Annotated in this window: 11 protein-coding genes; 6 read left to right on the plus strand and 5 right to left on the minus strand. The window is 49.5% G+C overall.

Features of this window, described 5'->3' with window-relative positions:
• The first annotated feature begins 3 nt into the window (after nt 1-3).
• Genes LPB67_RS06975 through LPB67_RS07000 form a run of 6 tightly spaced genes read left to right on the plus strand, consistent with a single transcriptional unit; the run spans nt 4 to nt 7401 of the window.
• Nucleotides 4-2703, plus strand: a complete 2700-nt coding sequence (locus LPB67_RS06975; protein WP_262836394.1) for an EAL domain-containing protein — start codon at nt 4-6, stop codon at nt 2701-2703.
• 1 nt (nt 2704) lies between these two features.
• Nucleotides 2705-3019 (plus strand): hypothetical protein, encoded by a 315-nt coding sequence (locus LPB67_RS06980; protein WP_262836395.1) that lies wholly within the window; start codon nt 2705-2707, stop codon nt 3017-3019.
• Nucleotides 3012-3863: an HDOD domain-containing protein gene (locus LPB67_RS06985; protein WP_262836396.1), complete on the plus strand. Its 852-nt coding sequence runs from the start codon at nt 3012-3014 to the stop codon at nt 3861-3863. Before LPB67_RS06980 ends, LPB67_RS06985 begins: the two co-directional genes overlap by 8 nt.
• 12 nt (nt 3864-3875) lie before the next feature.
• Nucleotides 3876-5447 carry an ATP-binding protein gene (locus LPB67_RS06990; protein ID WP_262836397.1) on the plus strand — a complete coding sequence of 524 codons (1572 nt, stop codon included), beginning with the start codon at nt 3876-3878 and terminating at the stop codon, nt 5445-5447.
• Nucleotides 5444-6847: an HD domain-containing phosphohydrolase gene (locus LPB67_RS06995; protein ID WP_262836398.1), complete on the plus strand. Its 1404-nt coding sequence runs from the start codon at nt 5444-5446 to the stop codon at nt 6845-6847. The genes LPB67_RS06990 and LPB67_RS06995 overlap by 4 nt, the downstream gene beginning before the upstream one ends.
• Nucleotides 6847-7401, plus strand: coding sequence for a response regulator (locus LPB67_RS07000; RefSeq protein WP_262836399.1), 555 nt, complete (start codon nt 6847-6849; stop codon nt 7399-7401). The genes LPB67_RS06995 and LPB67_RS07000 overlap by 1 nt, the downstream gene beginning before the upstream one ends.
• A 157-nt stretch (nt 7402-7558) precedes the next feature.
• On the opposite strand, the gene LPB67_RS07005 is transcribed toward LPB67_RS07000, so the two are convergent.
• From LPB67_RS07005 to kdpB, 5 genes are all read right to left on the minus strand, one after another.
• Nucleotides 7559-8305, minus strand: coding sequence for a TorF family putative porin (locus LPB67_RS07005; RefSeq protein WP_262836400.1), 747 nt, complete (start codon nt 8303-8305; stop codon nt 7559-7561).
• A gap of 230 nt (nt 8306-8535) precedes the next feature.
• Entirely contained in the window at nt 8536-9237 is a 702-nt protein-coding gene (kdpE, locus tag LPB67_RS07010) for a two-component system response regulator KdpE (RefSeq protein WP_262836401.1), read from the minus strand.
• A 55-nt stretch (nt 9238-9292) separates the two neighbouring features.
• Nucleotides 9293-12067 (minus strand): two-component system sensor histidine kinase KdpD, encoded by a 2775-nt coding sequence (gene kdpD / locus LPB67_RS07015; RefSeq protein ID WP_262836402.1) that lies wholly within the window; start codon nt 12065-12067, stop codon nt 9293-9295.
• A 316-nt stretch (nt 12068-12383) separates the two neighbouring features.
• Nucleotides 12384-12953, minus strand: a complete 570-nt coding sequence (gene kdpC / locus LPB67_RS07020; RefSeq protein WP_410482718.1) for a potassium-transporting ATPase subunit KdpC — start codon at nt 12951-12953, stop codon at nt 12384-12386.
• 18 nt (nt 12954-12971) lie between these two features.
• The gene (kdpB, locus tag LPB67_RS07025) at nt 12972-15146 is read right to left on the minus strand and encodes a potassium-transporting ATPase subunit KdpB (protein WP_262836404.1); all 2175 of its coding nucleotides are present in this window, start codon (nt 15144-15146) and stop codon (nt 12972-12974) included.
• Between the last annotated feature and the right edge of the window lie 25 nt (nt 15147-15171).

Raw genomic sequence — 15171 nt, forward strand, 5'->3', positions numbered from 1 at the left:
TATATGGCAAACCAAATAGATTACAACGCAAAAATAAAGGACATACTTGAATCACACAAAAGTAATGAAACCACATTACTGAAGCGATTAAGTTTTCTTGAATTTGAACAGAGAGATGCCGAGTCGCTCGCAGACTTGGGGAAAAAAATCTCTCCATATAGAGAAAAACTATTGCGTATATTGTCAGAACACATCAAGAGCGCACCTCAATTAAACCAGTTACTTGCACCCTCTGATTATGAAGAATTAGATGAATGTCATCGTCTCTATTTTTCTCTTTTAACTGAAGGAAATTACGACAAAACTTATTTACATAACCGACTGAATTCGGCAGTTAAACAACAAAATTTACATCTAAGCCACGAGTGGTATTTAGGTATCTACAGAAAATATTTATCCGAAGCGACATCATTAGCGTGGGAAATAAGTGAGCATGATTTTTCGCTATTTAGCAGTTATATCGAAGCATTAATCAAACTGGCCTTCTTTGATATCGGCTTGACTCTCGACGTCTACTTTTATACGGAAAAATGTAAATTAGAAGAGGCAAAAAAAGCGCAGGAACAATTACAGAAAGAATTTTTATTTCAACAAAAACACGATGAACTCACGGGGCTTCCGAACCGCAGTTTACTGAAAGATCGCACCAAACAAGCCATTTACTCAGCCGACAGAAAAGCGACTACCGTCGCTCTACTCCATTTAGGTCTGGATCACTTCAAGCTTGTGAACGATGGGGTTGGATATGGTACGGGCGATCAGCTTCTCAAAAACATTGCGGAGCGTCTTCATCAGTGCGTACATGAAGCAGATACCGTCTCTTATTATGGCGGCGATGAATTCGTATTAATTCTAAAAGACTTTGAAAAAACAGAAAATATCATCAATGTCTGCGAAAGAATTTCTTGCGTCATCGCCGAACCCTATTTAGCGAACAACATAGAATTGCATCTCTCCTGCAGTATCGGTATTGCACTTTACCCGCAAGACAGCAGCAATGATGATGATCTGTTTACTTTTGCTGATCTGGCGCTTAATCGCGCCAAACATCTGGGGCGCAGCAATTTCCAATTTTATTCAGCAAAAATGAATGAAATCACCAAGGACAGAGTTGAAATATCGAACGACCTTCACAAAGCGATTATCGCGGAAGAACTCTCGCTGCATTACCAACCCAAGGCAGACCTGCAAACTGGAAAAATCGTCGGTATGGAAGCGCTACTGCGCTGGGATCATCCCAACAGAGGCATGATTCCGCCCACCTACTTCATTCCTATTGCAGAAGAATCAGGCCTGATCGAAAAACTGGGCGACTGGGTCATAAAACAGGTTTGTCGCGACATTGCCGCATGGACAAAAGATGGCGTTATTGCGCCGTGCATCGCCATCAATGTCTCTCCAAGACAATTGCAGAATCCATTCTTCACGACCAAGTTACTCAACATCCTGAAAGACATGCAAATCGGGCACGATATGATTTCTCTGGAGGTTACAGAAAGCGTGCTGATGGATCACAGCAGCCCAGTTGGCAATACCCTGAAAGGATTCAAAGAACATGGTATTGCCTTAGCCTTAGACGATTTTGGCACCGGCTATTCAGCGCTCAGCTACCTCAAGCACTTCCCCTTCGATTACGTAAAAATAGATCAATCATTCGTTCGAGATGTAATTGAAAATACCGGAGATGCTTCCATTTCAAAAGCAGTCATTGCGATGGCGCATAGCCTGGGTATTAAAGTCATTGCGGAAGGCGTTGAGACGGAAGCGCAATGTGAATTCTTAAGCCTGAATATGTGCGATCAAATCCAGGGGTATTTACTGTCCAGGCCCATGCCAGCAGATCAGGCCAAGGAATTTCTTCAAAGCGAAATCTGCTTGAAAAATCACCTGTTGCGTTTAGAAAAACCGCAAAGATCATTACTATTAGTCGACGATGAACCCAATATTTTGTCATCGGTAAAACGACTTTTAAGACGCGATGGGTATCAGATATATACCGCCAATAGCGGTCAAGAAGGACTCAAATTACTCAGCGAAAATAAAGTAGACGTCATCGTATCTGATCAAAGGATGCCAGAAATGACGGGAGTTGAGTTTTTACGGAACGCAAAAAAACTTTACCCGGACACGATCCGTATCGTTTTATCCGGATATACCGAATTACAATCAATTACGGATGCCATCAACGAAGGAGCCATCTATAAATTCCTGACTAAACCTTGGGAAGATGAGCAACTCAGAGAACAGATCGCAGAGGCATTTCGCCACAAAGAAATGGCCGATGAGAATCGTCGTCTCCATATCCAAATCCAGACAACTAATCAAGAGTTAGCTACCGCCAATCGTTATTTAGCAGATGTATTAAAACAAAAACAATTGCAGATTAAACGCGATGAAACAAGCTTAGAAATTGTCCGGGAAGTACTGCAATATATCCCGGTACCGCTTGTCGGCATAGACGACAATGACATGATCGCATTCATCAATCAAGCCGCCGAAGTTTTATTGGAAAAATCACCCCCGATGCTAGGTGAGGATATACGGCTGTTATCAGAAGATTTCAGTGTCTCCCTCAAAACATATGCTGCCGGTGAAGATTTTCAAATCTCGATAGAAGGACACGATTTCATCGTGAACTGGAAAATGATGGGAGAACGATCACAATCGAGCGGAAAATTAATTACCTTACGAATCGCGGATTAGTATGGACGACTATATTCCGATTCAAAATGCCCTGCCCGACATGGTCATCGCCAAAGATGTTGTTGACCAAAATGAGCATGTCTTACTGCCGGAAGGTACCGTACTCACCTCCACCCATATCCAGTCCTTAATAAAACGCGGCATTACTCAAATTTGCATTCAATTGACTGAGGCAACGGCAATTGATCATAGCGCCGATTTGTTACGCCAGCGAGAACGTCTCGATCAACTATTTCATAAGACATCCCATTTCCCAATCAATTCTCTCCTCAAGAGCTATGTCATGCAATATCGTGAGGAGAAGACGAATGAGTGAAGCAAATAAAGTATCAATGGCGGAACTTGCCGCAAAACTTCAGCAACTTCCTGCCCTATCATCCATCGTGATGGAGTTACTGCATAGCATGGAGACAGATGATGTCGATATCGGCTCGATCGCGACAAAAATTTCACATGACCAAACTTTGACTGCCAAGGCATTGCGTCTCGCCAATTCATCGTTTTATGGCATGCAATATAAAATAAAAACTATCCAGGAAGCCATCACTTTATTAGGTTTTCGTAGCGTACAGACACTCGTTACTACCAGCGCTATTATCGGTAACTTTACAGAAAACCAATCCGCCGTTTTTAATATCACCTCGTTTTGGAGACACGCTATCGCCAGCGCAATCTGCGCCCGGGAAATAGCCCATTTTGTCAACGCAAGTCCCGATAAGGCATTTACGGCAAGTTTGTTGCACGATATCGGAAAACTGGTATTAGCCACTACTTACCGGGAACAATATGCTCAGGTTCTTGCATCGCAAAAGGAATCTAATACCTATCTGTTCTTGCTGGAAAGAAGTATGCTCGGCATTGACCATGCTGCTGTTGGCAATGCGCTGGCAGCCTATTGGCAATTTCCGGAAGAAATACAAAAAGCCATCGCTTATCATCACGAAATTCCACCAGATAACGATAGCAAGTTAGCGATGATAGTGCATATTGCGGACGTGATTGCACATGCTCTGGATCTGACAAAAATAGAAGAGGATGATGTACCCGAAATCAATGTATTGGCATGGGAACGATTAGGATTAAGCTATGAAGCGTGCAAAAAAATATTTAATAATACCGAGACGCAGTTTGAAGAAATCTGCCAGATACTTATAGCTTGATCCGGAGATATAGTGATAAATCCCCATTCCAATAAACAAAGTCAAACAAACGATGCCAGTCCAGACTCGGAAGGCAATTTAACGGTCCGGTCCAGACCAGCAAGTCTGTTGTTACAAGAAAAACCCGACGAATTAGCGTTAAATTTGATGGATTTAGACTTGTTTCAATTCTTGGATAGCAATCCGGTACCAACCTTCGTCATCAATAAAGAGCACGTTATTACCCATTGGAATAAAGCTACGGAACGCTTGCTGGGTTACTCTGCCGGCATGATGGTTTCCACTCAAAAACAATGGCAACCGTTTTACCGCCATAAACGGCCTGTTTTGGCCGATGTCGTCATCGCAGAGCAGGTAGAAAAAAGTATCAATACCTTCTACGACAAAAAATTTAAGGCTTCAACCTTAATTAAGGGCGCTTATGAAGTCGATGATTTTTTTCCTCATCTTGGACAGAGCGGGCTCTGGCTGCATTTTACCGCTGCTCCCATCTATAATAATCGCGCTGAAGTAATTGGTGCAATCGAAACACTGGAGGACATCACTGAACGCCACGACGCTGAAGAGGCTCTGCGTAAAGCCTATGACGATCTCGACATGCTGGTCAAAAAAAGAACAGTCCAATTGGCAGAAGCCAACCGGAAACTGGAAGCAGATCTGGAACAGCGGGCCACTATTGAGTTTGAGTTAATTCGACGGAATGGCGAATTAACCCAACTCAATATCCAGCTTTCCAAAGCGCAGGAACAATTACTGCAGTCGGAAAAATTAGCGTCGATAGGACAATTGGCCGCAGGCGTAGCGCATGAAATCAATAATCCCGTAGGATATATTTTTTCAAATTTCAGTTCGCTAGAAAAATACATTACCGATCTGTTCGAGATATTGAGCGCCTACGAATCGGCGGAGCAGCACATCAGCACGTCCGCCGTTCGCCTGGAACTTACAGAAATCAAAAACCGGATCGAACTGGAATTTCTGAAGGACGATATCCCGGAATTAATGGCGCAATCTAAAGAGGGAATTGCGCGCGTCCGCAAGATTGTCCAAGACCTCAAGGACTTTTCCAGAACCGATACTAATCATGTATGGCAATGGGCTGACCTGCACAGAGGGATAGATTCAACACTGAATATCGTCAACAATGAGATCAAATATAAAGCAGATGTGATTAAGGAATATGGAAATATCCCCGACGTTGAGTGCTTGCCAACAGAAATCAATCAGGTCATCATGAATTTGGTTGTCAATGCCAGTCATGCCATAGGTGAAGAGCGCGGTAAGATTACGGTACGAACCTTCCGTGAGCCTGAATTCGAAGATGAATTTGTGATCATCGAAGTTGAAGACAACGGATCGGGCATTCCTAAAGAAATTACCTCAAGAATTTTTGACCCGTTCTTTACGACAAAACCGATAGGCAAAGGGACTGGATTAGGCCTCTCGCTAGCTTATGGTGTGATTCAAAAACATCATGGACGAATTAGCATTAGTTCAGAAGTAGGCAAAGGTAGTTGCTTCCGTATCAGGCTACCGATTAAACACGTTGAACCGATTAATCCAGACGAGGAAAGCGCATCGTGAGTGAATCCCTCCTCCCCGATCAGCAATCAGAAGCGGAGCGAATGGAGCAGTTTGTCCAGTCTGCAAAAATTTTATGTGTCGATGACGAGCCGAATATTCTATCGTCGTTACGCCGTCTTTTTCGTGCCAAAGGTTATAAGGTTTTAATTGCCAATAGCGGACAAGAAGGCCTGGCAGTGATGGAAACCGAAGCGGTTGATCTGGTCATCTCCGACATGCGCATGCCAGAAATGGATGGCGCTCAATTTTTAGAAAAAGTCAGAAGTCGTTGGCCCGATACCCTGCGCCTCTTATTGACTGGATATGCGGATGTTCAAGCCATCATCGATGCGATCAATCGCGGTGAAATTTATCGTTATATTACCAAGCCATGGGATGATAACGACATCATGCTGGTGGTAAGGCAGGCATTGGAACGCAAGGCGCTGGAGAGCGAAAAACGAAGATTGGAAGCATTGACTCTACGCCAGAATGATGAGCTCAAAGAATTAAATCATAGCCTGGAAGCAAAAGTCGAAGCCAGGACGGCTGAACTCAAAACAGCGCATGATTCCCTGGTCCAGGTCAACGACAAACTTAAATCCAGCTTTTTGACTTCGATAAAAGTTTTTTCCAATTTGATAGAAATGCGAGGCGGCAAACTGGCTGGCCGCTCCCGGCGAGTCGCAGATCTGGCCCGAAAAATCGCCGTCAGAATGGGTTGCAACAACAAAGACTCTCAAGAAATTTTTGTCGCAGGTTTATTGGTCGATATTGGCAAAATCGGTTTCTCGGACGAGATGCTGAATACACCTGTGAATAATATGAGCGGAGATGAACTGGGGGAATACCATAAACATACGGTAAGGGCGGAACAATTGCTATTACCGCTAGAGGATTTGCAAGGAACGGCCAAAATACTCAGGTCACAACACGAACGATTTGACGGCACCGGCTTCCCGGATGGACTACCAGGGGATGCTATCCCGTTAGGCGCACGCATACTGGCTCTGGCCAGCGATTACGATAGTCTGCAAACGGGTAGCTTAGTACAACGCCGCTTACCCGCAGATGAAGCACAAAGGGTGGTGCAGCGTGGCTTAAAAAGTCGCTATGACGAAAACGTCGTCAATGCATTCAATCAAGTCATGAGCGGCCATCTGGGTGAGCCAGTCGCCGATAAAGAGATCGCTATCCGCGATCTGCAAGCCGGCATGATCTTATCGACAGAAATGATATCGCGTGATGGCGTCATGCTGTTACCGGCAGATCATATATTGACTGATCGTATTATTGAAAAAATACGTCTGTATGATGCGTCTAACGGTGGAAAAATGACCGTCAGAGTCCGTACCGCCCCGCTGAGTGCCGCGGCAAGCCTGCAGGGAAACTCATACGCCAGCATCATAAGGAGAACATAATGCGTCGCGCTTTACTAGTGGATGATGAAATCAATGTACTGCATGCCTTACAGCGCAGCCTTCGCCCCATCGCACAAAAATTGAATTTTGATATTGAGCTATGCAATGACCCCAGGCTTGCCATTCAAAAACTGGCGGCCGCTCAATACGATTTTATTATTTCGGACTACCATATGCCGTCGATGAATGGCGTCGATTTTTTCAGGATTGCGAAAGAAATTCAGGGAGATGCCATCCGCATGATGCTGAGTGCCTCGGCTGACTTTAAGACCATCATGGGTGCCGTCAATGAAGCGGAGGTGTTCCGGTACATCACTAAACCCTGGGAAACCGCCGACCTGGAAGAAAACGTTCGCCTGGCCCTGGAACTCAGAGAGCAATTGCAATACGACAAACAAGTGCTTGATCAGGCACAAGCGGAACGTGAACGACTTACCCCCGAAGAACTGGAAAAAAAACGCCTGGAAGAAAGCGAGCCGGGCATTACCAATGTCATCTGGGACGCACGCGGTGGCGTGCTTCTCGATAACACGGATGATCTTTCCGGCAAATAATACTGGCATAGTCAAGATCATGAATTTCATGGCACTCTGCCGATCTGACAACAACCCAATCTCCGGAGAGGCTGTCAGATCAACAGGCCTTTAATGATGCAAGCTTACGCCGCCCCCTGATTCGCTCGCCAGCTCCTTGCCAATCTGAATAACCGGCTTAAAAAATTTTACTAATTGACACAACCACCGCAGTTTTACCCATGAATTTAGCATTCACAGGCGAGGCATAGGTGAGCCGATCGGCATTAGTGCCAATGATGGCAATGGCCCAATTGACTGCCCAGATCTCTTTCGTTGCGCCGACTTTCCAGTCGGTGTAAGTCGCGGCAGGATTGCTCTTCACATTTTGCCGACCCACATGCAAATTCAGCACCAACCCTGTATCGATATCCAGGTTTGCGCCGAGATCCAGATAGCCGCTATTTTTACTGTCGGCATAAGCAAATAAATTCGTCACGGCATGTGAGTACTTTGCGTAGCCAGGGCCATAACCGATTTGTCCGTAGATCTCGGTTGTATTGGCATTCACCGCCAAGCCATTCGATGGATAAACATAAGTCAAAACGCCGACATCATAGGAGATATTTTTGACGATCTCACCACGCTTTCCCGCATATAAATCCAGCTCAAGGTCGCTGCTGCCACCTGCGTCTTTTATCCATTTAATCGTCGATGCCCACGCACCTGCGTAAAGACCGTCAGGATTATGCGTGTAATCGACACCGCCCTGCAAGGCAGGCTGTAAGCGGGTTTGCGAAATGCCGCGATAGCGATAATCGGATGTCGCTGCCGCGTTAAAGCTGAATTCATTATCTGGCCTGGCATCTTCCGCATGAGCTAAGGTGCCGCAAAATAAGCTGGAAAGCGCGCTAATCAGGAGAGTTTTTTGGAGATTGTTTTTCACAGTATTTTCACATTCGAATGAAGAGACTACGGACAAAATAAAACTGCCGAGATTGACATCCGGCAAATCCACAACACCAGAGCAATGCCAACAGCGCCACTAACTGCCAATGTACAAAAAACAGGCGTGCAGAAACCTGCCTCTCAGCCTGGCGAGCTGAGAGTAATTGATGAATTTAATGGAGTTCGCTGAACTTAGCTGCGTGCCAGCGAACTAGGGATTGTGGAGCGTCAGGCCGGTAGCAGCAGTCGATAACCCACCGCTGTTTCGGTCAACAGATAACGCGGTTGAGTCGGATCATCTTCGAGTTTCTGCCGCAAATGTCCCATGTAAATTCGCAGATAATGTCCATCCTCTGCATGAGATGGACCCCATACCTCGCGCAGCAATTGCAGATTGGTCACGACCCGCCCCGCATTCTTGACCAGGATACTGAGCAGACGAAATTCCGTAGGCGTCAGATGCACCATATTGCCTGCCTTGGTGACCAGGCGCGCTTGCTGATCGACCCGGATATCGCCGAATTGAACGATGCCGTCGGCCGCAGCGCCTGGCTGGCGCTGGCGTCGCAAGGTTGCCCGTACGCGTGCCAACAATTCGCCGACGCCGAACGGCTTACCCAGAAAATCATCGGCACCGGCATCGAGCGCCTTGATTTTATCGGCCTCATTTACCCGCGCGGATAACACGATGACAGGCACGCCGGACCACTTGCGTAAATCTTTAATGAAGGCGATGCCATCGCCATCCGGCAAACCAAGGTCGAGAATAATCAAGTCAGGCTGGCGGGTGCCGGCATCAATTAAACCGCGCTGAAATCCGCCCGCCTCTTCGACCTGCCAGCCCTCGTCCTCCAGGGCGCTGCGCACAAAACGACGGATTTGCGGCTCGTCCTCAACCAATAGCGCGGTAGGCGTAGATTCTGTTTTCATCAGTCAATCAGTATTTATTGAGTTGTATTGAATTTTATTGAGTTTATTACAGCATTTACAGATCAGTCTCAATGCCGGCATCAAAATCCGGCAATGCCGGCGGCGTGCCGAGCGGCAAGGTAAAGCAAATGCAAGCGCCACCCAGTAGCGATTTGGCAGGGGCAATACGACCGTTATGCGCCTCTACAATCGCACGGCAAATCGCCAGCCCCAAGCCGACGCCGGGCGTTGCCGACTCGCGTTCGCCGCGGGTAAATTTTTCAAAAATAATATCTTCTCGTCCAGGCGGCAATCCGGGGCCATTATCATCGACCATGACCTTGATCGTTTGATGGATATCGTCGATTTCTGCCCCTATCGAGATGGCCGCATTACCGCTCGAATATTTCGCCGCATTCTCCATCAAATTGCAGAGCACCCGTTCTATCAGCACCGCATCGAAATGCAGCAAAGGCAGATTTGCCGGTAAATTGGTCTGCACCTTGACCCGTGCCAGCGCCGCCGTGCTGGCGCGCAAGGCACTGCCAACGACCTCTTCCAAAGTTTGCCATTGCAAATTCAATTTCACTTCGCCACTTTGTATGCGCGCCATATCCAGCAGATTCGCGACCAGCGCACTCATGCGCAAGGATTCGGCATGCAGATTGTGCGCCATCTGCTGCTGCAAATCGCTCAGCGCCGGTTTGGACATGGTCAGGGATTCGGATATGCCTACCAAGGATGTCAACGGCGTTCTCAGATCATGCGACAAGGCGGCCAGCAAGGAATTGCGCAAGCGCTCCGACTCCATATGAATCAAAGCCTCTTGCGCCACCTCGATGTAATGCACGCGCTCCAGCGCAATGGCAGCGAGTGCGGCAAATGTATCGAGTTGCTGGCGCTGCTCCGGTATTAATATCCAGCGCCGGTTATCCGGCTGTATCGCCAATAAGCCGCGGGTTCGCATCGGTGCCACCAGAGGCAGATAAAAGAAATTACTTCCGGGCAGCGTATCCGTACCTATTCCCGCGGCTTCGACTTTATCAAAAGCCCATTGCGCTATACCCAAATCCAGTCCCTCTGTCCGCGTGGCAGGCGCTTGCAATTTGCCCGCGGCATCGGGCAATAACAAAATCGCCCTGGCGCGAAAAGCCCGCTGAATAATTACCTGCGTACTCTCAGAAATCTGTTCATCTTGCAAGACGCCAGACAGGTCGCGGGCAAACTCATACAAGGCCCGCGCCCGCGATTCGCGGTGAGAGGCAACTCTTGCCTGATAGCGCAAACCCGCCGTCAAATACCCGGTCAACAATCCCACCGCCAGCATCACTGCAAATGTCACCAGATATTGCAAATCACTGACGGCAAAAGTAAAACGCGGCGGCACAAAGAAAAAATCGAATACCGCAACGCCGACTACCGTTGCCAATACCGATGGCCCACGCCCCAGACGAAACGCCACCAGCACCACCACCAGCATGAACAGCATCGCGATATTCACCAGATGCAAAACGCCCAGCAGCGGTGTGCAGACGACCGCCGCACCGACAATCGCCAGCAGGGCATACAGATAACGTAAGCGTTTGGCCGCCCAGCGGGTTGGATTGATCGATTGCTCCGCAGCGCTCCATGCGATATTTTCGGCAGTGGTGTCGAAGGCCTGATTGCGGCTGCGGCGATATTGCTGATCCGACTGGCCGCTGGCATCATCCGTGCTCGCACGTCCCATCTCGATCAAATCCAGATCCGGTGCCAGCTCCGCCATTTTTCTGTGCAAGGATGTCTGCATCCATCGCGGACGATGACGGCCCAGTATGATCTTGGAAAAATTATGGCTATGCGCGTATTCCACGACTTCATGCGCGACATCCTGACCGCTCAGCACGGCGGTCTTGGCACCGAGATCCTGGGCCAACTTCAGGCTTTTTAAAATCCGCTCGCGCTGGCTGGCAGGCAAACGTTGCAGTTGCGGCGTTTCGACATAGACCGCATGCCATTCGGCACTGAGCTGGCTCGCCAGGCGTGCAGCGCTGCGTATCAAATGATCGGCACCGGGTTCGCTGCCGACACAAGCCAGCAAAGCGGCATCGGTCTTCCAGACTTTGCCTATCGACTTTTCGATACGATAGGCTTGCACATCTTCTTCGACCCGATCGGCGGTGCGGCGCAATGCGAGTTCGCGCAATGCGATCAGATTTCCTTTGCGAAAAAAATTCTTCGCCGCCCGCTCGGCCTGCTGCGCCTGATAAACCCGTCCGGTTTGCAAGCGCGCCAATAATTCATCGGCAGGCACATCGACCAGCACCACCTCATCGGCATCATCAAATACCGTATCCGGCACCGTCTCAGCGACGCGGATGCCAGTGATACCGCCCACGACGTCGTTCAGACTATCAAGATGCTGCACATTGACCGTGGTGTACACATCAATCCCGGCATCGAGTAATTCCTCAATATCCTGCCAGCGCTTAGGGTGGCGTGAGCCGGGCGCATTCGAATGCGCCAACTCGTCCATCAATATCAAAGGCGGCTTGCGCGCCAATGCGCTATCGATGTCGAATTCGTTCAAGGTTTTGCCGCGATACTCGATCGCCTTTGGCGGCAATACCAGCAAACCATCGAGCAAAGCCAAAGTCTCGCGACGACCATGGGTCTCGGCCACGCCGATCAATACCTGCTGCCCTTCCGATTGCAATTTGCGTGCAGCGCTGAGCATGGCGTAGGTTTTGCCCACACCGGCGGAGGCGCCGAAATAGATACGCAACTTGCCACGCGAGGCGCGACGCTCCTGCATTTGCACATGTGCGAGCAATACATCAGGATCAGGGCGTTGGTCGTTCAGATTAGCCATTTTTTAAAAGATATTTTTGAGACATATGGTAGGCTCGCCTGATGACCGGCAAAGCCAGTCAAATTATCACCGGTTAGTAGTCAAATTAAAAAAACAAGGGAGTATGCCTAAAAACAATACATTCTCCGCTTTATTTATATGCGTCGAATAAAAATACCTATAGGAGTATCACTATCCAGCCCATCCTACTACGCAAGCAGTATCAACTGAGTCATCCGCTGAAATCGGGCATCAGGAATGCGCACCCATCTTGTTGTCATTTGGCTTAGGTCGCTACTTATTTCACCAATTTATTTCGTCACAGTTAAAGCCTGACTTAATGTCTGATCAATGCCAGATTCAACGCCAATACATTCACGCGCGGCTCACCGAATACGCCGAACACGGGTCGCTGCGCGGCTCGTTCGATCAATTGATTCACCTGTTCGACACTCATTTTACGCTCGCGGGCAATTCGGGGCGCCTGGTATTGGGCTGCAGCGATGCTGATTTCAGGGTCGAGTCCACTCGCCGATGCCGTTACCAGATCGACCGGGATGTTTGCCGTGTTACCCGGGTCGGCAGCCTGCAAGCTGGCGATGCGTGTTTTGACCGCATCGATCTGCGCCGGATTTACCGGACCAAGATTCGATCCGCTGGAACCAACGGCATTATTCGGCATCGGTGCCGTTGCCGATGGGCGGCCCCAGAAATATTGCGGCGAACTGAAGGACTGACCGATCAGACTCGATCCTACGGTTTTGTCTCCGAGCTTGACGAGGCTACCCTCAGCCTGCTGTGAAAATGCCAGTTTGCCTATTCCCGTCACGGCAAACGGATAAACCACGCCGACCAGCAAACTTAAACCCGCGAACACGACGACTGCCGGACGTAATTGAGAAAAAATAGATGTCATGATGCGTCCTCAAATGAAATTAAATAATGCCAACACCATGTCGATCAGTTTGATACCGGCAAACGGTAACAACAAACCACCGACACCGTAGATCAATAAATTACGCCGCAATAAACGGGCAGCACCAATCGCACGGTACTTCACGCCCTTTAACGCCAGCGGAATCAGGAACACGATAATCAGCGCATTGAAGATCACCGCCGCCATGATCGCCGACGCAGGGCTGGTGAGATGCATGATGTCCAATGCCTTGAGTTGCGGATAAGTACCTACGAATGCCGCTGGAATAATCGCAAAGTATTTCGCCACGTCATTCGCAATCGAAAACGTCGTCAACGAGCCGCGTGTCATCAGCATTTGCTTGCCGATCTCGACGATCTCCAATAACTTGGTCGGATTGGAATCCAGATCGACCATATTGCCAGCCTCTTTCGCCGCCTGCGTGCCGGAGCTCATCGCCACAGCCACATCCGCCTGCGCCAGTGCCGGGGCGTCGTTGGTGCCATCACCGGTCATCGCCACCAGGCGACCTTCCGATTGGTGGCTACGGATCAGTTTCAATTTATCCTCCGGCGTCGCTTCCGCCAAAAAGTCATCGACGCCCGCCTCTGCCGCGATCGCGGCCGCCGTCAGCTTATTGTCGCCGGTGATCATGATGGTCTTGATGCCCATGCGACGCAGTTCTGCGAAGCGCTCTTTGATGCCGCCCTTGACGATGTCTTTGAGTTCGATTGCCCCCATCACTTTGCCATCATCGACCACCACTAGGGGCGTGCTGCCGCGCCGTGAAATATCATCGACAATGGCGCTGACTTCCGCCGGGAAGGGACGTCCCAATTCTTCGACAAATTTCTTCACCGACTCTGCCGCCCCCTTACGTATCGCGCGGGCGCCGATATCGACACCGCTCATCCTGGTCTGTGCGGTGAACTGGACAAAATGCGCATTCAGGCCGGCCATCTCGCGTTCACGTAAATTGCATTTTTGCTTGGACAAGACGACGATGCTGCGGCCTTCCGGCGTTTCATCGGCGAGTGATGCCAGCTGCGCGGCATCGGCCAATTGCGCAAGAATCACGCCGGGTGCCGGATAAAATTCCGAGGCCTGGCGATTGCCCAAAGTGATGGTGCCGGTTTTGTCCAGCATCAACACATCGACATCCCCTGCCGCCTCTACCGCGCGCCCCGAGGTCGCGATCACATTCGCTTGCATCATGCGGCTCATACCGGCCACCCCAATTGCCGACAACAGGCCGCCAATCGTGGTCGGGATCAGGCAGACCAGCAAAGCAATCAGTACGGTGATCGTAATCGGCGTCGAAGCCAGACCCGCTGCCTGCGCGGCCTCTACGCTGAACAAGGAATATGGCAGCAAGGTGACAGTGACCAGCAAGAAGATGATCGTCAGCGCGACCAGCAAGATCGTCAAGGCGATTTCATTCGGCGTCTTTTGTCGCTTGGCCCCTTCCACCATTGCAATCATGCGATCAATAAATGCTTCTCCGGGATTCGAGGTCACACGCATGACCAGCCAGTCCGACAGCACGCGGGTGCCGCCTGTCACTGCCGAAAAATCACCGCCGGATTCGCGGATCACCGGCGCCGATTCACCTGTGATTGCGCTTTCATCGACGGTCGCCACACCTTCAATGACCTCACCGTCAATCGGGATCACATCGCCCGCTTCAAGCAGGACGACGTCGCCTTTGCGCAAATCGCCGGCATTGGCTGGCAACCAGCTCGTGCCATGCTTTGGCGTGGCGAGTTTTTTGGCGATCACGGTTTGCTTCAGCGCACGCAGGGATGCGGCCTGGGCCTTGCTCCTGCCCTCGGCCAGTGCCTCGGCAAAATTGGCAAATAACACGGTGAACCAGAGCCAGACTGCAATCGTCAAAATAAAGCCGGGCTTCGCTTCGCCTTGAGCAAATAAGGCTTGCAACCATAACAGCGTCGTCAAAATACTACCGACATACACGACGAACATGACGGGGCTGCGCAATTGCGTTGCCGGACTGAGCTTTTTAAGCGAGTCAATGATCGCCGGCACGATTAATTTGCTATCGAACAAACTCAGTGATTTGGCACTACGTAACTCGTCTTGCAAAGGCGTTGCGCTGCCTGGCGTCCTACCGGAATGGCTTTGTAAACTTACCTTTGAAGTTACTGGTGAATGAGCATGTGACATGTGCTTGTTCCTTAATGAGGTACTG

It is taken from the genome of Undibacterium sp. Jales W-56, from assembly GCF_025548535.1.
Classification (GTDB): domain Bacteria; phylum Pseudomonadota; class Gammaproteobacteria; order Burkholderiales; family Burkholderiaceae_D; genus Undibacterium.